The sequence below is a fragment of the Thermus amyloliquefaciens genome, assembly GCF_000744885.1.
Taxonomy (GTDB): Bacteria; Deinococcota; Deinococci; order Deinococcales; family Thermaceae; genus Thermus; species Thermus amyloliquefaciens.
This window is the reverse complement of sequence record NZ_JQMV01000003.1, coordinates 1,456,817-1,478,339: the sequence shown is the minus strand read 5'-3', so window position 1 is coordinate 1,478,339 and position 21,523 is coordinate 1,456,817. Positions and strand designations below refer to the sequence as shown.

Annotated in this window: 18 protein-coding genes and 1 pseudogene; 5 read left to right on the top strand and 14 right to left on the bottom strand. The window is 67.6% G+C overall.

Annotated elements, in window-relative coordinates:
* Window positions 1-50 precede the first annotated feature (50 nt).
* Complete coding sequence (locus BS74_RS07885; protein WP_038057686.1) at window positions 51-1,304, top strand: ABC transporter substrate-binding protein; 1,254 nt, start codon at window positions 51-53, stop codon at window positions 1,302-1,304.
* An 80-nt stretch (window positions 1,305-1,384) separates the two neighbouring features.
* The gene (locus BS74_RS07880) at window positions 1,385-3,247 is read left to right on the top strand and encodes an aldehyde ferredoxin oxidoreductase family protein (RefSeq protein WP_038057684.1); all 1,863 of its coding nucleotides are present in this window, start codon (window positions 1,385-1,387) and stop codon (window positions 3,245-3,247) included.
* Window positions 3,248-3,326: 79 nt separating this feature from the next.
* Here the strand turns inward: BS74_RS07880 and BS74_RS07875 are convergent, their stop codons facing one another.
* The 6 genes from BS74_RS07875 to BS74_RS07850 all read right to left on the bottom strand — a co-directional run bounded on the left by BS74_RS07875 (window position 3,327) and on the right by BS74_RS07850 (window position 8,493).
* On the bottom strand, window positions 3,327-4,001 hold the full coding sequence (locus BS74_RS07875; RefSeq protein ID WP_038057682.1) for a DUF58 domain-containing protein: 675 nt from the start codon (window positions 3,999-4,001) through the stop codon (window positions 3,327-3,329).
* The gene (locus tag BS74_RS07870) at window positions 3,998-5,761 is read right to left on the bottom strand and encodes an adenosylcobalamin-dependent ribonucleoside-diphosphate reductase (protein ID WP_038057679.1); all 1,764 of its coding nucleotides are present in this window, start codon (window positions 5,759-5,761) and stop codon (window positions 3,998-4,000) included. Before BS74_RS07870 ends, BS74_RS07875 begins: the two co-directional genes overlap by 4 nt.
* A 9-nt stretch (window positions 5,762-5,770) precedes the next feature.
* Window positions 5,771-6,739: a class II fructose-bisphosphatase gene (glpX, locus tag BS74_RS07865; protein ID WP_038059040.1), complete on the bottom strand. Its 969-nt coding sequence runs from the start codon at window positions 6,737-6,739 to the stop codon at window positions 5,771-5,773.
* Between the two features lie 109 nt (window positions 6,740-6,848).
* The gene (hisIE, locus tag BS74_RS07860; RefSeq protein ID WP_038057677.1) at window positions 6,849-7,490 is read right to left on the bottom strand and encodes a bifunctional phosphoribosyl-AMP cyclohydrolase/phosphoribosyl-ATP diphosphatase HisIE; all 642 of its coding nucleotides are present in this window, start codon (window positions 7,488-7,490) and stop codon (window positions 6,849-6,851) included.
* A 5-nt stretch (window positions 7,491-7,495) separates the two neighbouring features.
* Window positions 7,496-8,254, bottom strand: a complete 759-nt coding sequence (gene hisF / locus BS74_RS07855) for an imidazole glycerol phosphate synthase subunit HisF (RefSeq protein WP_038057675.1) — start codon at window positions 8,252-8,254, stop codon at window positions 7,496-7,498.
* Complete coding sequence (locus BS74_RS07850; protein ID WP_038057671.1) at window positions 8,251-8,493, bottom strand: hypothetical protein; 243 nt, start codon at window positions 8,491-8,493, stop codon at window positions 8,251-8,253. The genes hisF and BS74_RS07850 overlap by 4 nt, the downstream gene beginning before the upstream one ends.
* Before the next feature lie 62 nt (window positions 8,494-8,555).
* Between BS74_RS07850 and trmFO the strand changes: the two are divergent.
* Window positions 8,556-9,868: pseudogene (gene trmFO / locus BS74_RS07845) on the top strand (methylenetetrahydrofolate--tRNA-(uracil(54)-C(5))-methyltransferase (FADH(2)-oxidizing) TrmFO).
* A 108-nt stretch (window positions 9,869-9,976) separates the two neighbouring features.
* On the opposite strand, the gene BS74_RS07840 reads toward trmFO, so the two are convergent.
* Genes BS74_RS07840 through BS74_RS07820 form a run of 5 tightly spaced genes read right to left on the bottom strand, consistent with a single transcriptional unit; the run spans window position 9,977 to window position 15,501 of the window.
* A complete protein-coding gene (locus tag BS74_RS07840; RefSeq protein ID WP_038057666.1) occupies window positions 9,977-11,431 on the bottom strand; it encodes a Mur ligase family protein in 1,455 nt (484 codons plus the stop codon).
* On the bottom strand, window positions 11,428-12,036 hold the full coding sequence (locus BS74_RS07835; protein ID WP_038057664.1) for a deoxynucleoside kinase: 609 nt from the start codon (window positions 12,034-12,036) through the stop codon (window positions 11,428-11,430). Before BS74_RS07835 ends, BS74_RS07840 begins: the two co-directional genes overlap by 4 nt.
* 3 nt (window positions 12,037-12,039) lie before the next feature.
* Entirely contained in the window at window positions 12,040-12,648 is a 609-nt protein-coding gene (locus tag BS74_RS07830; RefSeq protein WP_038057662.1) for a deoxynucleoside kinase, read from the bottom strand.
* A 20-nt stretch (window positions 12,649-12,668) separates the two neighbouring features.
* Complete coding sequence (locus BS74_RS07825; RefSeq protein WP_038057660.1) at window positions 12,669-13,718, bottom strand: S1C family serine protease; 1,050 nt, start codon at window positions 13,716-13,718, stop codon at window positions 12,669-12,671.
* Window positions 13,719-13,722: 4 nt separating this feature from the next.
* Window positions 13,723-15,501 carry an arginine--tRNA ligase gene (locus BS74_RS07820; RefSeq protein WP_038057658.1) on the bottom strand — a complete coding sequence of 593 codons (1,779 nt, stop codon included), beginning with the start codon at window positions 15,499-15,501 and terminating at the stop codon, window positions 13,723-13,725.
* A gap of 62 nt (window positions 15,502-15,563) precedes the next feature.
* Between BS74_RS07820 and BS74_RS07815 the strand changes: the two genes are divergently transcribed.
* Window positions 15,564-16,637 carry an RCC1 domain-containing protein gene (locus BS74_RS07815; RefSeq protein ID WP_051946814.1) on the top strand — a complete coding sequence of 358 codons (1,074 nt, stop codon included), beginning with the start codon at window positions 15,564-15,566 and terminating at the stop codon, window positions 16,635-16,637.
* Here BS74_RS07815 and uvrC read toward each other — a convergent pair.
* Entirely contained in the window at window positions 16,609-18,399 is a 1,791-nt protein-coding gene (gene uvrC / locus BS74_RS07810) for an excinuclease ABC subunit UvrC (protein ID WP_038057657.1), read from the bottom strand. The genes BS74_RS07815 and uvrC overlap by 29 nt on opposite strands.
* A gap of 105 nt (window positions 18,400-18,504) precedes the next feature.
* Complete coding sequence (locus tag BS74_RS07805) at window positions 18,505-19,725, bottom strand: IS256 family transposase (protein WP_038055582.1); 1,221 nt, start codon at window positions 19,723-19,725, stop codon at window positions 18,505-18,507.
* Between the two features lie 430 nt (window positions 19,726-20,155).
* Between BS74_RS07805 and BS74_RS07800 the strand changes: the two genes are divergently transcribed.
* The gene (locus BS74_RS07800) at window positions 20,156-21,115 is read left to right on the top strand and encodes a dipeptidase (protein WP_038057655.1); all 960 of its coding nucleotides are present in this window, start codon (window positions 20,156-20,158) and stop codon (window positions 21,113-21,115) included.
* Here the strand turns inward: BS74_RS07800 and BS74_RS07795 are convergent.
* Window positions 21,098-21,502, bottom strand: a complete 405-nt coding sequence (locus BS74_RS07795; RefSeq protein ID WP_038057653.1) for a PaaI family thioesterase — start codon at window positions 21,500-21,502, stop codon at window positions 21,098-21,100. The genes BS74_RS07800 and BS74_RS07795 overlap by 18 nt on opposite strands.
* Between the last annotated feature and the right edge of the window lie 21 nt (window positions 21,503-21,523).

Below are 21,523 nucleotides of genomic sequence, written 5' to 3'. Positions count from 1 at the left end.
AAGATCTTCTGACAATAGACGCGGTATACTCCCCTTGGAGGTGTGAGGGTATGAAAAGAGTCCTGTTGCTGACCGCGGCCTTGGGCCTGGCCCTGGCCCAACAGGCCAAACCGGAGGACGTCATCAAGGAGCAGTGCGCCAAGGCCAAGGTGGTGGCTGAGCTCTGGCACGGCTTCACCGGCGGGGCGCCTAAGGCCGCCTTGGAAAACCTGGTGGTGGAGTTCAACAAGCTCCAGCAGGGGCGGTGCGTGCGTCCGGTGCCCCAGGGGAGCTACCGGGACCTCTCCACCAAGATCAAGGCCGCCTTCGCCGCGGGGAAGGTGCCGGCCATGGCCCAGGCCTACGAGAACAACATCGCCTTGTACCTGGAGGCCAAGGCCCTTTTGCCCGTGGAGTCCCTGGGGCTCAAGCTCCAGGGGGTGAACCTGAGCTTCCTGAACGCGGTGCGCTTCGGGGGCGTGGTCTACGGGGTGCCCTTCAACAAGAGCATCCAGGTCCTTTACTACAACAAGGACCTCCTGAAGAAGCACGGGGCCAAGGTGCCCACCACCTTGGAGGAGTTCGTGGCCACCAGCAAGAGGCTTTCCCAGGCGGAGGGCGGCCCCGTCTACTGGTTCCAGCCCGACGCCTCCACCTTCGCCTACTTCTTCTTCAACCTGGGGGGAAGCTACCTGCAAAACGGCAAACTGGTCCTGAACTCCAAGGAGGCGGTGGAGGCCCTTACCCTCCTGCAAAACGGGGTGAAGGAGGGCTGGGCCAAGGCCATCACCTCCGGCTACATCAACCAGAACCTGGGCTCCGGCCCCTACGCCTTCAGCGTGGACACCTCCGCGGGCTACACCTATTACCGCCAGGGGGCCAAGTTTGACCTGGGGGTAGCCACCCTTCCGGGCCGCGCCAAGGGGCAGCCGGGCTTCGGCCTGGTCCAGGGCACCAACCTGGTGGTCTTCCGCCAGGCCTCCAAGGAGGAGCAGGCGGTGGCCAAGGACTTCCTCCAGTTCGTCCTCTCCCCCAGGGCCCAGGCGGTCTTCACCACCGCCACCGGGTACGTGCCCGTAACCGAGGCCGCCCTGAAGGATCCCGTTTACCAGGCTTACGCCGCCGAGAACCCCGACTTCGCCACCATCGTGCGCCAAAGCCGCTACGCCAAGTTTGAGCCGGCTTTGGCGGAGTGGGAGCAGATCCGCTTTGACATCCTGGGCCAGGCGGTGAAGGAGGCCATCCTGAACAAGGCCGATCCCAAGGCGGCCCTGGACAAGGCCCAGAGGCTGGCCGAGGATCTTTTGGCGGGGAGGACCCGCTGATCCGCCCCACCCTGGCCCCGGCCAGGGTGGGACCCCGGATAGGCCCCTGGGGCCAAGGCTCCAGGGGTTAAACTTTAGCTATGCCCAAGGGCTATCACGACCGCGTGGCCTTCGTGGACCTTTCCACAGGGCGGATCTGGTATGAGAGCTACGGCGAGGCCTTCTGGCGCCGGTTTCTTGGGGGCAGGGCCCTTTCCGCCCACCTGCTTTTGAAGCATGTACCCAAGGGGGCAGATCCCCTAGGCCCGGAAAACGCCCTCATCTTTGCCCCTGGCGTCCTCACCGGCACCCCCATCTCGGGCTCAGGCCGCAACACCGTGGCCGCCAAAAGCCCCCTTACCGGGGGTTACGGGGACGCGGAGGCTGGGGGGTTTTTCGGGGCCGAGATGAAAAACGCCGGCCTGGATGCCCTGGTGGTCCTGGGCCGGGCGGCGGAGCCCGTCTACCTGCACGTGGAAGGGGGGGAGGTCTCCCTCCACCCGGCCTCCCACCTCTGGGGCAAGGACCCCCTCGAGGTGGAGGCCCTCCTCAAGGAGGCCCATGGGGGCCAGACCCGCGTGGCCCAGATCGGGCTTGCCGGGGAGAACCAGGTCCTCACCGCCAACGTCATCCACGACCTGGCCCACTTCGCCGGGCGGGGGGGCTTGGGGGCGGTGATGGGGGCCAAGGGGCTCAAGGCGGTCTCCGCCCGGGCCCGGAAGGAAACCTTGCCCGCCTACCACGACCCTGCCCTTCTTAAGGCCCTTGCCCGGCGTATGGCGGCGGAGCGCATGGACCGGGCGGCGGGCCTGGTCACCATGGGCACCGTGGGCACGGTGAAGCCCTTCAACCTGCGGGGGGTGCTCCCCAGCCACAACTTCCTGGACGGCTACCTGGAGGGGGCCGAGGCCCTGGACGGCACCAGCCTGGACGCCCTGGGCATCCGCATCGGCCGGGACACCTGCTACGCCTGCGCCATCCGTTGCAAGCAGGTGGTGAAGATCGAGGGCACGGGCAAGTACGACGTGCGCCCGGAGTACGGGGGGCCGGAGTACGAGGGGCTTGGGGCGTTGGGTTCCACCTGCGGGGTCACCGACCCTTACGCCGTGACCAAGGCCAACACCCTCTGCAACCAGTACGGCCTGGACGTGATCGGGGTGGGGGTGACCGTGGCCTGCGCCATGGAGGCGGTGGAGCGGGGCTACTTGGACGACGAGGGCCTGGGCCTACGCTTCGGCAATGGGGACGCCCTCATCGCCGCCATCGAGCGGCTGGCCCGGAGGGAGGGGCGGCTGGGGGAGCTTTTGGCCCAGGGGGCCAGGCGCCTGGCGGAGGCCATCGGCCACCCGGAGCTGGCCATGGAGGTGAAGGGCCAGGAGGTGCCCATGCATGACCCCCGCTTCAAGCGGGCCCTGGGGGTGGGGTATGCGGTGAGCCCCACGGGGGCGGACCACAACCACAACCTCCACGACACCGCCTTCGCCAAGGAGGGGAAGGCGTTGAGGGAGCTTCGCTTCTATGGGGAGGACTTCCAGCCCCTTCCCATAGAGGACCTCTCCGAGGCCAAGATCCGCATGCTCTGGACCAAGACCCGGGAAAGGGGCTTCGTGAATAGCCTGGTCATGTGCGACTTTGTGCCCTGGAGCCCGGAGGAGTGGCGGGAAGCGGTCTACGCCGCCACGGGGTGGCGGCTTTCCCCTGAGGAGATGCTCTTGGTGGGGGAGAGGACCCTGCAGCTCACCCGGCTTTTCAACCTGCGGGAGGGGATTGGCCCAGAAGAAGACCGCCTCCCCGAGCGCTTCTTCCAGCCCTTCCGCAGGGGGAACCCGGAGACCTCCTTGGACCCCGTGGCCTTCCGGGAGGCGGTGCGCACCTACTGGCGGCTTGCGGGGTGGGGGGAAGGGGGCGTGGATCCGGAGAGGCTGAGGGGCTTGGGCCTCGAGGCCTTCGCCCCGGCGCCCTGAGGGCCCACGCGCGGGGGTGGCCGAGGGGCGGGAAGGCCTTTCTGGGGCCCCCGTCGTGGCGCAAGCCACGACGGGGTACTTAGACGGGCTCCACCACACCCTGCCGCAGAAGGGCGGGCAAGGGGGGTTCGCCCACCTTCAAAAGGGCGTAGCGGCCCCGGAGGAGGGCCAGGAGGCGGAGGGCTTTTAGGTGGGCCTCCAGGGCTTCCCGGTAGGCCCTCGCCTCCTCGGGCCCCGCGGGGAGGGTTTCCCCGGTTTCCACGTCCCTTAGGAGGACCTCCTGGAGGGGTGGGGATATCTCCACGGGCGCCAGGATCTGGATCAGGATCGCCCGGCGGGGGAGGATTTTCGGCCAGGGAAGGGGATCTAGGCCATCGGTGATGAGGAGGAGAACCCCCGGGCCGCGGCGGAAGGCCTCGGGCCGGCCCCGGTCCATCCGGGCGGAGGCGTCCTCCTGGCGGGCGAGTTTCAAAAGAAGCCTGGCCACCTCCTCCCCGTAGGCCAGCTTCCCGTGGAGGCGCATGCTGGGGCTTTCGTCCAGGTGGATGCGGAACCGGCTCCTCCTGGGGGCGGTCTCCACCCGGGTGTAGAGCCTTCCCGTCTTGGCGTAGGCCCGCCAGTGCACCCGCCTGACCTCGTCCCCCGGGGCGTAGGGGCGGAGCTCGTAAAACTCACCCCCCAGGCCCTTCCTGCGGGCCAGGCGTTCCCCGGGGTAGGGGAGGTAGGGTTGGGTGGCGATGCGGTAGCGGGTCATGCCGTCTGGCAGAAGGTGCAAACCCCCACCGGGGGCAGGGGTTCGATGACCTCCTCCCGGCTTCCCTCCCGGAAGACGGTGATCCCCTTGCACCCCTCCTTCCAGGCGGTGAGGAAGAGCCTTTCCACCACCTCCTTGGGGGTTTCCCGGGGCAGGTTCACCGTGGAGGAGATGCTTTGGTCCACGTGGCGCTGGAGGGCGGCTTGGAGCCGCACCCGCTGGAAGGGGTCCACGGCGTGGGCGGTGGGCCAATCGGGTATCTCCCCGCCCCGCTCCTTGCGGTAACGCTGGAGGAGGGGGTGCTCCGCCAGGAACACCTGCCCCCCGGCGTGGCGCAGGTAGGTGAGGGCGAAGATGGGCTCTATGCCGCTCGTGACCCCCGCCAGGATGGAGATGGAGCCCGTGGGGGCGATGGAGAGGAGGGCGGCGTTCCTCAGGCCCTTTTCTATGGCCCGGATGAGGGCCTCAGGAAGGGCTTGGATGAAGGGGCTTTCCAGGTGCTTCCTGGGATCAAAGGCCGGGAAGGAACCCCTTTGCCTCGCCAGGTGGGCGCTTTCCCAGTAGGCGGTTTCCTTGATGCGGCGCATCACCGCCTCGGCAAACCTTAGGCTTTCCTCGGAGCCGTAGGGAAGCCCGAGCATGGCGAAGGCGTCCGCCAGGCCCATGACCCCGAGGCCGATGCGGCGGCTTTTCAGGGAGGCCTCCTTTTGCGGGCGGAGGGGGTGGCGGTTTTTGCCCAGGTCCACCACCGCGTCCAAGAAGCGCACCGCCAGACGGGTGGCCTCCTCCAACCCTCTCCAGTCCAGCCACGCCTTTTCCGTGAAGGGCTCCCGCACGAAGGCCGCCAGGTTGAGGCTTCCCAGGTTGCAGGCCCCGTAGGGTTCCATGGGGACTTCCCCGCACACGTTGACCCCCTCCACCTCCATCCCCCCGTACTGGGCCGTGGCCCAGCTTCTCACCCGGTCCCAGAAGAGGAGGCCGGGTTCGGCGCTGGCCCAGGCGGCTTCCACCAGCAGGTCCCAGGCTTCCTTGGCCCGGAGGGTGCGGGTTATACGCTCCCGGGGCGTGGTAAAGGAAAGCGTCCAGGGCTCGTCGGCCAGGGCGGCCTCCAAAAAGGCGTCCGTGGCCCTGAGGGAGAGGTTGGCGTGGCGCACCCGGCTCCGCTCGGGGTCGGTTTTGGCCTGGAGAAAGGCCAGGAGGTCGGGGTGGCGGTCGGAGAAGGTGAGCATGAGGGCGCCCCGCCGGCCCCCGCTTGCCCCCATGACCCCGGCCAGGGTGGAGAAGAGCTCCATGAAGCTCACCGCCCCCGAGCTTTCCACCCCGGCGTTCCCCACCTTGGCCCCCTTGGGCCTTAGGACGTCGGCGTTGGTGCCCACCCCACCCCCGTAGGCGAAGGTGCGGGCGGCCTCGTCCAGGAAGCGGGTGATGCCCCTCACGGAGTCCTCCCGGATGGGGATGTAGTAGCAGTTGAAGAGGGTGGACCGGCGCCAGTTTCCTAGGCCAAAGAGGATCCTCCCCCCGGGGACGAAGCGGAAGCCGGAGAAGAGCCACAAAAACTCCCGCTTGGCTCCCCTTTCCACCCGGGCGGCCCCTTGGGCCAGTCGCTGCCACATCTCCTCCGGGGTGGCCTCGAGGATCCTCCCCTCGGGGTCGCGGAGGGCGTAGCGGTTCAGAAAGACCGAGGCCCTGAGCTCATCCCCCCCGAAGAAATCCAGGGCGGCCCTCAGGGCTTCTTCCTCGGCGTAGGCGTGCCGGGGCACGCCCTCAGTCTACACGCGGATGGTGACCCGGGCTCCGGTTTCAAAGAGGTGGATGGAGTCAATAAACCGCACGGTGCGGGTGGCGTGGCCGAGGACGATGGAATGGGTCCGGGCCCCACCCCCAAAGAAGCGCACCCCCTGGAGGATGTCCCCGTCGGTGATGCCGGTGGCGGCGAAGACGATCTCCTTGCCCGGGGCCAGGTCCTCGGTGCGGTAGATGCGGTTCTCGTCCCCGCCCATGGCCCTAAGCCGGGCCCGCTCCTCCTCGTTTTGCGGGGTGAAGCGGGCCTGGATCTCCCCGCCCAGGCACTTCAGGGCGGCGGCGGCCAGGACGCCTTCCGGGGCCCCGCCGATGCCCATCACCGCATGCACCCCCGTGCCCCTTATGGCGGCGGCCAGGGCGGCGATCACGTCCCCGTCGGAGATGAGCTTCACCCGGGCCCCCGCCTCCCGGATCTCCCGGATGAGCCGCTCGTGGCGGGGGCGGTCCAGAACCACGATCACCAGGTCCTCCACGGCGCGTTGCAGGGCCAGGGCCAGGGCCTTCAGGTTGGCAGAAACGGGCCAGGTGAGGTCCACGAGCCCGGCGGCGGGCGGGGGGACGATGAGCTTTTCCATGTACATGTCGGGGGCGTGGAAAAGGCCCCCCCTCTCGCTCAAGGCGATCACGGTGACCGCGTTGGGGAGGCCCTTGGCGGCGGTGGTGGTGCCCTCCACCGGGTCCACGGCGATGTCCACCTCCGCACCCCCTTGGCCCAGGACCTCCCCGATGTAGAGCATGGGGGCCTCGTCCATCTCCCCTTCGCCGATCACCACCGTGCCCCGTATGGGAAGCTCGTTCAGCACCCGGCGCATGGCCTCGGTGCCCGCCTCGTCCACGGCCTCCTTGTCCCCCTTGCCCGCATAGCGGCTGGCGGCCAAGGCCGCCTGCTCCGTGACCCGCACCACCTCGAGGACCAACCGGCGCTCGATTTCCATGCTTCCATCATAAGGGGTGCCCTCGGCGGAATAGGCCGGGTGGCCCACGGGCAAGGCCCTTCCCGAAAGGGCGGCGGCCCCCGTGGCGGCGTAAGCCAGGATGGGGCCCTTAGCCGCTTGGCGGGGCTTCGGAGGCGGAAGGCTTATGGCGCGCCCAGAGGGTCTGGGCCAGATCCCCCGGCTCCAGCCCCATTTCCGCCAGGACCAGGAGGAGGTGGAAAAGGAGATCGGCGGCCTCCCAGCGCACCTCCTCCGGGTTTTGGTTCTTGGCGGCGATGATGAGTTCCCCCGCCTCCTCCCCGATCTTCTTCAGGATGCGGTCCAGCCCTTCCCGGTGGAGCCTGGCCACGTAGCTCCCCTCGGGAAGGGTCTTAAGGCGCTCCTGGATGGTGGCGTAAACCTGGCCCAGCACGAAGCCCAGGCCGGGGGTCCCGGGGAGGAGGGGGCGGTGGAAGCAGGTGCGCTCCCCGGTGTGGCAGGCGGGGCCCCGGGGGATCACCCGGTAGACCACGGCATCGCCGTCGCAGTCCAGCAGCACCTCCACCACCTCCTGGGTGTGCCCCGAGGTCTCCCCCTTGCGCCAGAGGGCCTGGCGGCTGCGGCTAAAGAAGGTGCTCTGCCTCGTCCTTAGGGTTTCCTCCAGGGCCTCGAGGTTGGCGTAGGCCAAGGTCAGGACCTCCCCGGTGCGGGCGTCTTGCACCACCACCGGGACGAGGCCCCGTTCGTCAAAGCGCACCGCGCTCAGGTCCATAGGCCTTAGTCTAAGCGCACGTGCACGCCCTTTTCCGCCAGGTAGGCTTTGAGCTCGGGGATGGGGATCTCCCCGAAGTGGAAGACACTGGCGGCCAAGGCAGCCTCGGCCCCGGCGGCGAAGGCCTGCAGGAAATGCTCCTTCCGCCCCGCCCCCCCGCTGGCGATCACGGGCACCTTCACCGCCTCGGCCACCTGCTGGGTGAGCCTGAGGTCGTAGCCCTCCTTGGTGCCGTCCCGGTCCATGCTGGTGAGGAGGATCTCCCCAGCGCCCAGCTCCGCCCCCCGCACCGCCCATTCCACCGCGTGCAACCCCGTGGGGATCCGCCCCCCGGCGATGTAGACCTCGGGGAAATCCCCCTTCCAGCGGGCGTCAATGGCCAAGACCACCGCCTGGGCGCCGAAGTGGTCCGCGAGCTCCGCCAGGAGCTCAGGGCGCCGCACCGCCGCCGAGTTCACGCTCACCTTGTCGGCCCCGGCCAGAAGAAGCCGCCGGGCGTCCTCCAGGCTGCGTACCCCGCCCCCCACGGTTAGGGGGATGAAGACCCTTTCCGCCACCTGGGCCACCACCTCCAGGAGGATGGCCCGCTCCTCGTGGGTGGCGGAGATGTCCAGGAAGACCAGCTCGTCGGCGCCGGCCTCGTCGTAGGCCCTTGCCGCCTCCACTGGGTCCCCCGCGTCCTTGAGGTTTACGAAGTTCACCCCCTTCACCACGCGGCCCGCGTGGACGTCCAGGCAGGGGATGATGCGCTTGGCCAGGCTCATAGGGGAGGGGTCCAGAGGGGTTCCGCCCCAGGAAGGGGGGTGATCCCTTCGCCGAAGGGGCAAAGGGGGCGGAGGTGGGCGCGGCTGGCCAAGGCCTGGGGAAGCCCGTCCGGTAGCCTTTTGTGCTCATGGGCGATGGGGGCCATCTGGTAGTCCTCGCCTTCCGGTAACCCTCGGCGGGCTTCCGGCAAAAGGGCCGAAAGGGCTAAGGTCTTTGCCAACCGGGGCCGCACCGCCATAGGGCCATTCTACCCACTGGCGGCCCTTTTCCCAAGGGCAGCTGGATGGTAGCATCTAAAGGATGGAACGGGTAACGGTGGTGGGCGGGGGCCTCGCGGGGAGCGAGGCCGCCTGGACCCTGGCGCGGCTTGGGGTGCCCGTGCGCCTTTTTGAGATGCGCCCGAAGAAGATGACCCCGGCCCACGCCACGGGGCGGCTGGCGGAGATCGTCTGCTCCAACTCCTTGGGGGGCGAGGGGCCCACGAACGCCAAGGGGCTCTTGCAGGCGGAGATGCGCCGGGCGGGGAGCCTCATCATGGAGGCGGCCTTCCGGGCCCGGGTGCCCGCGGGGGGGCCTTGGCGGTGGATCGGGAGGAGTTTAGCCAGTACATCACGGAGAGGCTTTCCCGGCATCCCTTGGTGGAGGTGGTGCGGGAGGAGGTGGCGGAGGTGCCTAGGGGCCTGGCCATCCTGGCCACGGGCCCCCTCACCTCCGATGCCCTTTCCCAGGCCATACGCCGCCGGTTTGGCGACCACTTCCTGAGCTACTTTGATGCCGCAAGCCCCATCGTCCTCTACGAGAGCATTGACCTCACCAAGTGCTTCCGCGCGGGGCGCTACGGGCAGGAGGCGGACTACCTCAACTGCCCCCTGACCGAGGAGGAGTACCGGCGGTTCTACCAGGCCCTCCTCGAGGCGGAGGAACACACCCCCCACGAGTGGGAGAAACGGGCCTTCTTTGAGGCCTGCGTGCCGGTGGAGGAGCTGGGAAGGAGGGGCTACCAAACCCTTCTCTTCGGCCCCATGAAGCCCGTGGGCCTCAAGGACCCGAGGACCGGGAAGGAACCCTTCGCCGTGGTGCAGCTCCGCCAGGAGGACAAGGCGGGGCGGATGTGGAGCCTGGTGGGCTTCCAGACCGGGCTCAAGTGGCCCGAGCAGAAGCGGCTCATCCGGATGATCCCGGGCTTGGAAAACGCCGAGATCGTTCGCTACGGGGTGATGCACCGGAACACCTACCTGAACGCCCCTCTTCTCCTGCGGGAGACCTTGGAGTTCAAGGAGGAGGAAGGCCTTTTTGCCGCCGGGGTCTTGGCGGGGGTGGAGGGCTACTTGGAAAGCGCCGCCACGGGATTCCTGGCGGGCCTCAACGCCGCCCGGCGCTACCGGGGGCTGGAGCCCGTGGCCCCGCCGGAGGAGAGCCTCCTTGGGGGGTTGGTCCGCTTCCTGGCCACCGCCAACCCCCAGGGCTTCCAGCCCATGTACGCCAACTGGGGGCTGGTGCCTCCCGTGGAGGGAAGGATGGCCAAGAAGGAGAAGCGGGAGGCCATGTACCAAAGGGGCCTCAGGGCCTTTGAGGCGTGGGTGGCTTCCCTAGGGCTGCTGGCCGCCATCTAAGAGCCCCGTCGTGGCTTGCGCCACGACGGGGGCCCCAGAAAAGCCCTGCGCATGCCCTTTATTTCCCGGCTATGGCTCCCGGGCTAGGCCCGTATCTTGCGGCAACCCCTACGCCTCGGTACCAAGGCCCAGGGCCTTAAGCCCTTCCAGGGCCACCGCCCTTTCGTCCCAGGGCAGGGCCAGGGTGCCCCGTTCCAGGGTGCGCTCGTGCCCCTTGCCGGCAAGGAGCACCGTGTCCCCCTCCCGGGCCTCGGAGAGGGCGCGGAGGATGGCCTCCTTGCGGTCGGGCACCAGCTCGTAGGTGCCCCCCTCCCGTGCGGCCGCCTCGGCCATGGCGTGGAGGATGGCCCTGAGGTCCTCCGTGCGGTGGTCCTCCTCCGTGAAAAAGGCCTTGTCGGCAAGCCTCGCCGCCACCCGCCCGATGTCCTCCCGCCTCCTGGGGTCCCGTTCCCCCGCGGCCCCCACCACCAGAAGAAGCCTTCCCCGGGTGGTGGCCCGTAGGGTCCTTAGGGCCTCCTCCAGGCTTTTTCCCGTGTGGGCGAAGTCAATGACCACCCGGAAGGGCTCCTTCTGCACCGCCTCCATCCGCCCCGGGACCCCGGGGAAGGTGGCGAGGCCCTCCAGCACCCTTTCCAGGGGAAGCCCATGGGCCAAGGCGGCGGCGCTTGCGGCCAGGGCGTTATCCAGGTTGTACCCCCCCAGCATGGGCAGATAGGCCTCCCCCGAGCCCCAGGGGGTGCGGAGGGTGAAGCGGAGGCCTTCCGCCTCCTCCCGTAAGCCCTCCCCAACGACCTCCCCCCCGGGCCCGAAGAGGAGGTGGGGCCGCGCCTTGAGGCGCTCCAGGTGGGGAAGGGCGGTGCTCAAGACCGCAAGCTCCGAGCGCTCCACCAATAGGGCCTTGGCCCCGAAGTAGGCCTCCGGGGTGCCGTGGAGGTCCAGGTGGTCGTCGGGGTAGAAGCTCACGAAGACCCCGATGCGGTAGGAAAGCCCCTCCACCCGCTTCAGGGCCAGGGCGTGGCTGGAGACCTCCAAGACCGCAGCCACAAGCCCCCTCTCCGCGGCCTCCCGTAAAAACCCGTACACCTCGGGGGCCTCGGGGGTGGTGAAGTGGCCAAAGGGGGGGTGGGCCTCCTCCCCCAGCCTCAGGGCCACGGTGGAGAGGAGGGCCGCCTGCTTGCCCCCGGCTTGCAGGAGGTGGTGGAGGAGGCTTGCCGTGGTGCTCTTGCCCTTGGATCCGGTGACCCCGAAAAGCTGTAGCCTCCGGTCGGGCTCCCCGTGAAACCGCCGGGAGAGTTCCGCCAGGGCCTGGCGGGCGTCCGCCACCTGCAGGTAGGGAACGGGAAGGCTCAAGGCCCTCTCCCCCACCACGGCGATGGCCCCCCGCCCCAGGGCCTCCGGGATAAAGGCGTGCCCGTCCAAGGGTTTGCGGTGGGGTAGGGGCACCCCCGGCACGGCCACGAAGACAAAGCCCGGCTCCACCCGCCTCGAGTCCAGGGTGAGGCCCAGGACCCTACGGGGCGGGGCCTTTAGGCCATAGGGGGCGAAAAGCTCCTCCAGGGTCATGGCCCGATCCAGGGACGCAGGGCCGCAAGAAGGGCTTGGCGGTCCTCCTCCCTCTCCACGAAGTCTATCCGGTCCGCCTCCACCACGAGGACGGGGGAGAGGTTCCAGGAGGCGATGAGCTCCTCGTAGAGGGCGTTGAGGCCGAGCAGGTAGCGGTCGGGGAGGTTTTGCTCAAAGGGCCTTCCCCGCTTCCGGATCCGCTCCCTGAGGGTGGGAAGGCTCGCCCGGAGGTAGATGAAAAGGTCGGGCTTGCGGAGGGCTGGGGATACGCTATGGAATAGCTCCAGGTAGGTCCGCCAGTCCCGTTCCTTAAGATGCCCCTGCCGGTAGAGGTTCTGGGCGAAGACCAGGGCGTCCTCGTAGACGGTGCGGTCCTGGACCACGGCCTGGCTCCCGTTCACCTCCAACAGGTGCTGGCGCACCCTACGCGCCAGGAAGAAGACCTGGGAGTGGAAGGCGTAGGCCCCCATATCCCGATAGAAGTCCTCCAGGTAGGGGTTCTCGCTCACCGCCTCGTACACCGGCTTCAGCCCGAAGGCCTCTGAGAGCAAGGCGGTGAGGGAACTTTTGCCGCTACCGATGTTGCCGGCGATGGCCAGGTACATGGCTTAAGGCTGGGTTTCCCCTTGGAGGAGGCGGGTTTTCACCAGGGCCACCACCCGCTCCTGGTCGGGGCCGGGCCGGCTATAGTCCAGCTGGTCCGCCTCCAGGACCAAAAGGGGATGGGGGTAGCGGGCGAAGTGGCGCTCGTAGGCCTCGGACAGGGCTTCCAAATAGCCAGGGTCCATCCCCTCCTCAAAGGGCCTGCCCCGTTTCCTTATCCGTTCCAACAGCACGGGCACCGGGGCCCGCAGGTAGACGGTGAGGTCGGGCGGGGGGAGCTTTAGGGAAAGCTCCCGGTAGAGGTCCAGATACAGGTCCCATTCCGGGCCTTCCAGATTCAGGCTGGCGAAGATGGCGTCCTGGTCAAAAAGGTAGTCCGCCACCACCCCGCCGAAGAGGGGCCTTTCCCGAAGGCGGGAAAGCTGCCGGTAACGGGATAGGAGGAAGAAGACCTGGGTTTTGAAGGCGTAGCGCTGCCGGTCCTGGTAGAAAAGGGGCAGGAATGGGTTTTCCTCCACCACCTCCAAAAGGGGCTCGGCCCCAAGCCTATGGGCCAGAAGCCGGGCCAGGGTGGTCTTGCCTGCGCCGATGGGGCCTTCTATGGCGATGTACACCCTTACCTCCGCAAGCCAACCTAACGGCTGGCGGGCCTGGCCACCATGGTGAGGGTGACCTCCAGCCGCCGCCCGTCCCGCCAAAGCGTGAGCCGCACCCGGTCCCCGGGGCGGTAGCGGGCGATGAGGCGCACCACCTCCGCCTTGTCCTTGACCCCCTTGCCGTTTACCGCCAGGATTACGTCCCCGAGGGCCAAAAGCCTCCCTTGGGCGTCCCGCTGGGCGCTCCGCAGGCCGGCCCGGGCCGCGGGGCTTCCCGGCTCCACCCGGTCCACCATGGCCCCCTGGGTGGTGGTGAGGCCCACCGCCCGGAGGAGGACCGGCGGGAGCTCGTCCAGGCTGACCAGGCTGGCCCCCAGCCAGCCCCGTTGGGGGATGCCAAAGCGCTCCAGGTCCTGGACGCTTTGGGCCACCAGCTCCGCCGGGATGGCCACCCCGATCCCTCCTACCCCCGAGGGGCCGCCCACCACGTCCGCCACCACCCCGATCACCTCCCCTTGCAGGCTCAAGAGGGGGCTTCCCGAGTTGCCCACGGTGAGGGGGGCATCGGTGAAGAGGTACTCCCCCACCTCGGCCCCCACGCTGGGGTCGGGGGAGGGGACCTCGAGGGGGCCTATGCCGGAGAGGATCCCGTAGGAGGCCAGGGGTCCTTGTCCGAAGGGAAACCCCACCAGCACCACCCCCATGCCCAGGGGAAGGCTGGCGCTGGGGGTTTTGCTGAAGGCCAGCACCCGGGGGGCCTGGAGGCCGCGCACCGTAAGGAGGGCGATGTCAATCCCTGGGTCCACGGCGAAGCGCTCCGCGGGGAAGGCGCGCCCGTCCGTGAGGCGCACGGTAAGGTCGGTAAGGCCCTGGACCACGTGGTAGTTGGTGACCACCCGGAAGGGGCTCACGAAAAACCCCGTGCCCACCACCTGGTTCTCCCCGGGGACGCTGGGGGAGCCCTGGACCCGGACCACCGCCGGCAGGGCCTTCTGGATCACCTGGCTTCGGGCCACCTCCTCGGGGGAGACCAGGCGCTGGCCCAGGGCCAAAAGGAAAAGGAGGAGGGCGGCGAGGGCAAGGCGCATGCCCTTACATTACCTCAGGGGCGGGGATGCCCAGGAGGGAAAGCCCCGTCTTCAGGGTTTGTTGCAGGCTTTGCACCAGGCCGAGGCGGAGCTCCTTTAGGCCCGGGGGTGCCGTGAGGACTGGGGTGGCGGGCCGCCCATCCTCCTTGGCGTTGTAGTAGGCGTTCCAGCTGCCGGCCAGGTCCAGGAGGTACTGGGCCAGCACGTGGGGCGTCCTCTCCTCCGCCGCTTCCAAGACCGCCTCCTCAAAGTCCAAAAGGGCCAGGGCCAGCTCCCGCTCGTAGGGGGTGGCCTGGGAGAGGTCGGGCTCGCCCCACTCCCCCGCCTTGCGCAGGATGCTGTGGGCCCGGGCGTGGGCGTACTGCACATAAGGCCCCGTGTCCCCTTCAAAGGAGAGGGCCTCGGCGTAGCGGAAATCGATCTGCTTCCGGGGCTCGGTCTTCACCATGGCGAAGCGGATGGCCCCCAGGGCCACCATCCTGGCCGCCTCCTCCTTGGCGGGGTGCTCGGGGTTCTTCTCCTCGATGACGGCGAGAGCCCGGCGCTCGGCCTCCTCCAAGACCTCGTCCACGCTCACCGCCAGGCCCTTCCTTCCCGACATTTGCTTGCCCTCCAGGAGCACGGTTTCGTAGGCCAGGTGGAAGGCGCCCTCGGCCAGGTCCGGCCTTCCGCTTAGGGCCAGGGCCGCCCGCACCAGGGCCTGGGGATGGCTTTGGCGGACGTCGATGACGTTGATGGTTTCCCGGGCCTTCGGGGTATAGGACTCCCCTGTGGGGGCGCTGGTCTTGAGGGCGGGGTAGTAGGGGTTCTCGTAGGGCCGGAAGTACAGGCCCTCCAGGAGGCCCATCTTCCAGAACTGGAAGGCGATGTCCTTGGCGTAGTAGGTGGCGGCCCCGCCGGAGCGCACCAGGACGAAGTAGGGATCCTCGAGGCCCGGGATGAAGGGGCTTGCGTTCATGACCAAGGCCCCGGCGTACTTGCCCTCCGTGGGGCGGAAGACGTGGGGGCTTCGCTTTAGGATCTCCAGGGCCTTGCCCAGAAGCCCAGCCCGCACGATGTCCGTCTCCCAGACCAAAAGGTCGTAGTGGGCCCCCAGGGCCTTCATGGTATCCATCTGGGCCAGGAGGATGCGGTTTACCTCCTCCCTCAGCTCCCCCCGCTCCAGGGCGTGGAGCACCTCCTCAATCTCCCCCTGGAGGTTCTCGTAGTCCGGGTCCTGGTGCAGGCGCACGTAGGCCCTCCCGGCGAAGTGGTCGTACTTTTCCTTTCCGTCCCAGGTGAGGCCGTAGTGCCTGAGGGCAAAGAGGGTTTCCGCCGCCTGGCGGCCCGTGTCGTCGATGTAGTTCAGCACCAGGACCTCCCGCCCGGCGTAGTCCAGGATGCGGGCCAGGCTGTCCCCCAAGGCCAGGTTCCGCAGATGGCCCACGTGGAGCTCCTTGTTGGGGTTCACCGAGGTGTGCTCCACGAGGACCAGGCCTTCCCGCTTGGGGAAGGGCTTCTTGGGCCTCAGGGCCTCCTTTAGGAGGTCCTCCGAGCGGATGCGGAAGTTCAAATACCCCCCCACGGGGATGGCCTCCTCCACGAAAGGGGGCAGGTCCAGGCGGTCCTTAAGCTCGAGGGCGATGGCCTGGGGTGGCTTTTTGAGCTCCTTCGCCAGGGCGAAGAGGGGTACCCCGTAGTCCCCAGGCTTGTCCTTGGGGGCCCGGGCCACCTTCAGGCGAAGGTCCAGGCCCAGCTCCTTTAGGGCGTGGTGAATGGCCTCTTCCAGGGCGCGGCGCACCATCAGGGGGTTATCTTACCCCAGGCTTTAGGCGGGGTTTAAACCCGTGGGGTTAACCTGGGGCCATGGGATGGCCAAGGTGGGGCGGGTTGGCCTTAGGGCTTTTGGGCATGGCCCTTGCCCAAGGGATGCTGGCGGCGGGTTCTGGGCACAGCCTTTTCCTTAGGCAAGGGGTGGTCAAACTGGGGGCCCTTTGGGGCTGGGGTTGGAACTACCATGGCCAACTGGGCGACGGGAGCTTCCTGAACCGCAACCGTCCGGTGCTTTTGCTCCAGGGTGTGGTGGCCGTGGCGGCGGGCGAGGCCCACACCCTGGCCCTGGACCCCGAGGGGAGGGTGCTGGCCTTTGGCCGCAACGAGGAGGGCCAGCTGGGCCTGGGTTCCCGGGCCAGCCAGGGCCGGCCGGTGCGGGTGGAGGGGTTGCCCAGGATCGTGGGCGTGGCGGGAGGGTATGGGCATAGCCTTTTCCTGGCGGAGGGCGGGGCGGTGTACGCCTCGGGGGCCAATGGCGAGGGCCAGCTGGGGGATGGGACCCTCGAGGGGCGGAGCGCCCCTGTGCGGGTCCAGGGGCTTCCCCCCGTGATGGCGGTGGCGGCGGGGTATTTCCACTCCTTGGCCCTGACCCGCGAGGGACGGCTTTACGCCTGGGGGGCCAACCTTTCGGGGCAGCTGGGGGACGGCACCGTGGAGTCCCGTTCCCGGCCCTTGCCGGTGGAGGGGTTATCCCGGGTGGTCCAGGCCGTGGGCGGGGGTAGCTTCAGCGCCGCCCTCTTGGAGGACGGCTCGGTGTATGTCTTCGGCCTGGATTCCGCTACCCCAAGGCGGCTTGCGGGCTTGCCCCCCGTGGTGGCCTTGGCGGCGGGCCGGGAGCACCTGCTTTGCCTGACCAAGGAAGGGGAGGTTTGGGCCTTGGGGGCCAACGAGGCCGGCCAGCTGGGGGACGGCACCCAGGAAGGGCGCATGGAGGCCCGCCGGGTGGAGGGCCTAAAAGGGGTCGTGGCCATCGCTGCCGGGGACGCCCACAGCCTGGCCCTGACCGCGGAGGGCCTCCTTTATGCCTGGGGAAGGAACGAGTACGGGCAACTGGGGGACGGGACCCGGGAAAACCGCCTCAGGCCGATGGCGGTGAGGTTTCCGTAGGGGGGTTTTCCAGGGCGGCCTTTAAGGCCTCCGCCGCCTTGCGGTTCATCCCGGGCAGGCGGGCCAGCTCCTCCAGGGAGGCTTCCTTTAGGGCCCTAAGCCCCCCGTAGCGCTCCAGGAGGAGGCGCTTGCGGGCTTCCCCAATGCCGGGGATGCCCGCAAGCACCCGGAAAAGCTCCTGGCTCCGCTGCTTTTGGTGGTAGCGGAGGCCGTTTTGGTGGGCCTCGTCCCGCAGGTGGATGAGGAGCCTTAGGGCGGGGTGGGTGAGGGCGAGGCGGATCTCCCGCCCCTCCGGGGTGATGAGGACCTCCTCCTTCTTCGCCAGGCCCACCAGGGGGATGCGCAGGCCCGCCCTTTCCAGGGCCCGGGCGGCCGCCCGCACCTGGCCCAGCCCCCCGTCGATGAGGAGGAGGTCGGGGAGGGGCAGGTCCTTGAGGCTTCCCGTAAAGCGGCGAAAGACCCCCTCCTCCATGGCGGCGTAGTCGTCGTTCCCCGCCTTTAGGCGCATCCTGCGGTACTCGGCCCGCTTGGGCCTTCCCCCCTCAAAGACCGCCAGGGAAAAGACCCGGGCCTGGCCCTGGAGGTGGCTTATGTCGTAGCCCTCGAGGCGGTAGGGCCTCTGGGATAGCCCCAGGATCTCCTGGAGGGCCTTGAGGGCGGGGTGGTCCCCCCGCCTTTCCCTTTGCTTGAGCTCGGTTTCCAGGGCCAGGCGGGCGTTCCTTTCCGCCAGTTCCAAAAGCCTTACCTTCTCCCCCTTTTGGGGTACCCTTAGCTCCACCCTCCGCCCGGCGCGGCGGCGGAGGAGGGCGGCTAGGCTTTCCAGGTCCTCCAGGGGGAAGGGAAGCAGGACCAGGGGGGGTAGGGGGGAGGCCTCCAGGTAGTGGTCCCGCAGGAAGGCCCAGAGGATTTCCTCAGGGCTCGCCTCCTCCTTTTCCACCACCCGGCTGATGCGCCCCAGGATACGCCCGGAGCGCACCTGGTAGAGCTGGACCACGGCCAGGGGGCCCGCCTGGGCCAGGCTCAGGAAGTCCAGGTCCCCCAGCTCCGGGTCAAAGGCCTGCTGGGCGGTGGCGAAGAAGGCCTTTAGGGCTTCCATCTGGTCGCGGATCTCCGCCGCCCGCTCAAACTCCAGCCTCTTGGCCGCCTCGCGCATCTTGGCTTCCAGCTCCTTTAGGAGCCCGTCCACCTTCCCCTCCAGCACCGCCTCCACCTGGCGCACCACCTCCCCATAGGCCTTAGGGTCCGCCAGGCCCACGCAAGGGGCCAGGCAGCGGCCCATGCTGTGGTTCAGGCAGGGGTAGCGCCGCCTTTTCATGGGGTAGCCCGAGTTCTTGCGCAAGGGGAAGAGGCGGTCGATCAGGGTCTTGATGCGCCTGAGGGCGCCCGCCTCGGGGAAGGGCCCATAGTACTTGGCCCCGTCCTCCTCCACCCTCCGCACCACCAGGAGGGTGGGGAAGGCCTCCCGGGTGAGTTTCAGGAAGGGGTAGTGCTTGTCGTCCTTCAGCAGGACGTTGTAGGGGGGGCGGTGGACCTTGATGAGGTTGGCCTCCAGCAGGAGGGCCTCCACCTCGTCCCGGGTGGCGATGAACTCCAAGGCGGTGGCCTCCTCGGCGATGCGGGCCGCCTTGCCCTCGGCGTGGAAGTAGCTCCGCACCCGGGCGCGGAGGTTCTTGGCCTTGCCCACGTAGAGGACCTCCTCCCCCCGTTTCCAGAGGTAGACCCCGGGGGTTTCCGGGAGGGGGGGAAGGTCAGTAGGTATCACGTCTTTTCATTTTAACTTGACACACTTCACAAAGGATTTGCTATACTTTGTTTGCAATGAAGACAGTAGCTGGGTGTATCGGCTTATTGCTTGCTCTTGGTCGTGTCAAGATTTATGTGTAAGCGTCTGTGTACGGGGGGCATACCTCTCCAGAAGCATCTTCTCCAGCACTTCCCGCACCTCAGCAAAGCCCTTCAATCGCCGCTCAGACCACCTCCCCTCCTGACGCTCCGCCTCCAAGTAAAGGAGCTTAAACACAGACTCGGGTCGGGGGAACTTATGATCCCGCACCTTCGTCCCACGCCTCACCTCCCGGATGAACCTCTCCATCAGGTTGGTGCTCCGCAGATAGGGCCAGAGCACCTGGGGGTAATCGTGGAAACGGAGCAGAGCCCCCGAGTTCTCCCACCAGGAGGCCACCAGGGAAGGGTACCTGGCACCCCAGGCCTCCCTCAGCCTCTCCAAAGCACCCAGGGCTTCCTGTCGGCTCCCCGCCATGTACACCCCCTTCAGGTCTTGGGCCAAAAGAGCCCTGTCCCGGGAACGCACCTGCCCCAGGCTAGAGCGCACCATGTGCACCACGCACCGCTGCCACCCCGCCATGGGATAAACCCTCCTGATGGCCTCCTCTATCCCAGGTAGACCATCGGTGACCAACAGCAACACCCGCCTTAGCCCCCTTTCCCAAAGCTCCTTCAGCACCTCCCCCCAGGCATGGGCGTTCTCCGTGGGAAGGAGCCAGAAGCCCAGAACCTGCCTCTCCCCTTTGGGGGTCACCCCCAGGGCCACGTATACGGCCGCCCTCTCCACCCCAAGTCCCTCCCTGAGCACCTTCAAGAAAAAGCCATCCAGGTAAACAAAGGCCATCTCCTCCGGCAAAGGCCGCTTCTGGAAAGCCTCGGCCGCTTCCAGCACCTGGTCGGTGATGGCGCTGATGGTTTCGTGGGTGTACCGGTGGCCCAGCAAGAGGCTCATCACCTCCGCCGCTTTGCGTTGACTCACCCCAGCGGCGTAAAGGGCAATGGCCACCTCCCCCACGTCCACCTGACGGCGGGCATAGGGTTGAAGGAGGCTGGGATAGTATTTCCCTTCCCGATCCCGGGGGATGGCCAGCTTCACCTGGCCAAAGGCGGTCTCCAGCTTGCGGGGGTAGTAGCCGTTCTTGCGTCCCCCGTGCTGGCGCAAGAAGGCTTCCCGGTCGGCGTCCAGGAGAATCTGCAAGACCTCGGTCACCGTCTGCCTCACCGCTTCCCTTAGCATCACCTGCAAGGTATCCTGGTCCACGGGGTACCTCCTTCCTAATCCTGGTACCCCCCTTTTATACACAAACCCCTACACATAATTCCTTACACGACCTTGCTCTTTGGGTGTTTTTATTTTCTTCTGCCACCGCTCAGGTGCGAAACCTTAAAAGCAACTTCCACGGACTCGTTGTACAAGAAGCCATACAAACTAACAGCAAAAATATCCATGCCATAGCCGAAGCGTTAGACTTGTTAGTTAAAAACCAAGGACAAAAATGCAAAAAGTTTGAGGGTTACACTTTACCAAGAGCCACACCCTCGTTTCAGGCCTTTCAAATGGATGCCAAACGAAAAGGGTTTAAATATCAGCTTTTGATGCGACAACAAAACCCCACGAGTTTAGTTGGGTTCTTTGTCCTCCGGGGCCCTAGGAAGCCGGATGTATATGGGGTATGGACTGTTCTTCTAGACCAGGATTTTGGCACTTTAGTTTTGTGTACACCTTGAGTTCGTTGGAGCCCCTGATAGACGCTCACCTGGACCTGGCCTATAACGCCCGGGCCCTAGGGCGGGACCTCACCCTCCCCCTGGACCGCCTCCGGGAGGTGGACCCCCACCCCGAAACCCCCTTGGTGACCCTAAGGAGCCTGCAGGAGGCCGGGGTGGCCGTGGCCTTCGCCACCCTCTTCGTGGACCCCCGGGAGGGGGGGCGGGAGGACTGGGAAGAGGAGGTCTGGGCCCAGCTCCACCTCTACGAGGCCTGGGAGGCGGAGGGGTTGGTGCGCCTTCTGCGGGACGGACGGGAGCTGGAGGCCCACCTAAGCCGCTTCCCCCAAGACCGGGTGTTGGGGCTGGTGCTCCTGCTGGAAGGGGCCCACGCCCTGGCCGCCCCGGAGGACCTCCTGCCCCTAAGGGAGCGGGGCCTAAGGCTCCTTTCCCTCACCTGGGCCACGGGGAACGCTTACGCCGGGGGCAACGCGGAGGAGGGCCCCCTGACCGAGCGGGGGAGGTCCCTCTTGGAGGCGATGGAGGCCCTGGGGATGGCCCTGGACCTTTCCCACCTGGCAGAGGAAGCGGCATGGCAGGCCCTCGAGGTCTTCTCGGGGCCGGTGTGCGCCACCCACGCCAACGCCCGGGCCCTGGTGCCTTCCCCAAGGCACCTTTCGGATCGGCTCATGGAGGCCCTGAGGGAGCGGGATGGGGTCTTGGGCCTGGTGCCCTTCAACGCCTTTTTGGACCCCAACTGGAAGCGGGGGGATCCCAGGCTTCCCCTCGAGGCCTTCTTCCGCCACAAGGCCCATGCCGAAGCCCTCCTGGGCCCCGGGAGGGTGGGCCTGGGTTCGGATTGGGATGGGGGTTTTGGCCTGGAGGCGGTTCCCCAGGGCCTGGACCGCCACCGGGACCTCCGGGCCCTGGGGGATGAGGGGTTTCTGGGGAGGAACTGGCTCCGCTGGCTAAGGGGCTGGTTCTAGGGGCACCACCGCCAGGGTGCACCGGCTGGCCGCCACCAACCTTGCCTCCTCGTCGTAGACTTTCACCTCCCACACCTGGGTGGTGCGGCCCACGTGCAAGGGCCTTCCCACCGCCCGGATGACCCCCGTTTGTTTCTTGCGGAGGTGGTTGCAGTTGATCTCCAGGCCGAAGGCGGCGTGCCCTGGCGGGCAGTTGAGGAAGCCTCCCACGCTGGCCACGCTCTCCGCCAGGGCCACCGTGGCCCCCCCGTGGAGGAAGCCGAAGGGCTGGTGCACCCGGGGGGTTACCTCCAGCTCGGCCACCACCTCCTCCTTTTCCAGCTTCAGGTAGCGCACGCCCAAGGTGCGGTCCAGGGTTTCCCGCTCTGGGATAGCTTTCCCTTCCATGCCCTGGAGTATAAAGGGGGC

Excerpts from the sequence above, each read along its gene's own strand:
- BS74_RS07875 (WP_038057682.1), bottom strand. The coding sequence starts at position 4,001 with ATGACCCGCTACCGCATCGCCACCCAACCCTACCTCCCCTACCCCGGG.
- BS74_RS07815 (WP_051946814.1), top strand. The coding sequence starts at position 15,564 with ATGGGATGGCCAAGGTGGGGCGGGTTGGCCTTAGGGCTTTTGGGCATG.
- BS74_RS07835 (WP_038057664.1), bottom strand. The coding sequence starts at position 12,036 with ATGTACCTGGCCATCGCCGGCAACATCGGTAGCGGCAAAAGTTCCCTC.
- glpX (WP_038059040.1), bottom strand. The coding sequence starts at position 6,739 with ATGGAAATCGAGCGCCGGTTGGTCCTCGAGGTGGTGCGGGTCACGGAG.
- BS74_RS07820 (WP_038057658.1), bottom strand. The coding sequence starts at position 15,501 with ATGGTGCGCCGCGCCCTGGAAGAGGCCATTCACCACGCCCTAAAGGAG.
- BS74_RS07840 (WP_038057666.1), bottom strand. The coding sequence starts at position 11,431 with ATGACCCTGGAGGAGCTTTTCGCCCCCTATGGCCTAAAGGCCCCGCCC.
- BS74_RS07825 (WP_038057660.1), bottom strand. The coding sequence starts at position 13,718 with ATGCGCCTTGCCCTCGCCGCCCTCCTCCTTTTCCTTTTGGCCCTGGGC.
- hisIE (WP_038057677.1), bottom strand. The coding sequence starts at position 7,490 with ATGGACCTGAGCGCGGTGCGCTTTGACGAACGGGGCCTCGTCCCGGTG.
- BS74_RS07880 (WP_038057684.1), top strand. The coding sequence starts at position 1,385 with ATGCCCAAGGGCTATCACGACCGCGTGGCCTTCGTGGACCTTTCCACA.
- BS74_RS07795 (WP_038057653.1), bottom strand. The coding sequence starts at position 21,502 with ATGGAAGGGAAAGCTATCCCAGAGCGGGAAACCCTGGACCGCACCTTG.
- hisF (WP_038057675.1), bottom strand. The coding sequence starts at position 8,254 with ATGAGCCTGGCCAAGCGCATCATCCCCTGCCTGGACGTCCACGCGGGC.
- BS74_RS07885 (WP_038057686.1), top strand. The coding sequence starts at position 51 with ATGAAAAGAGTCCTGTTGCTGACCGCGGCCTTGGGCCTGGCCCTGGCC.
- BS74_RS07850 (WP_038057671.1), bottom strand. The coding sequence starts at position 8,493 with ATGGCGGTGCGGCCCCGGTTGGCAAAGACCTTAGCCCTTTCGGCCCTT.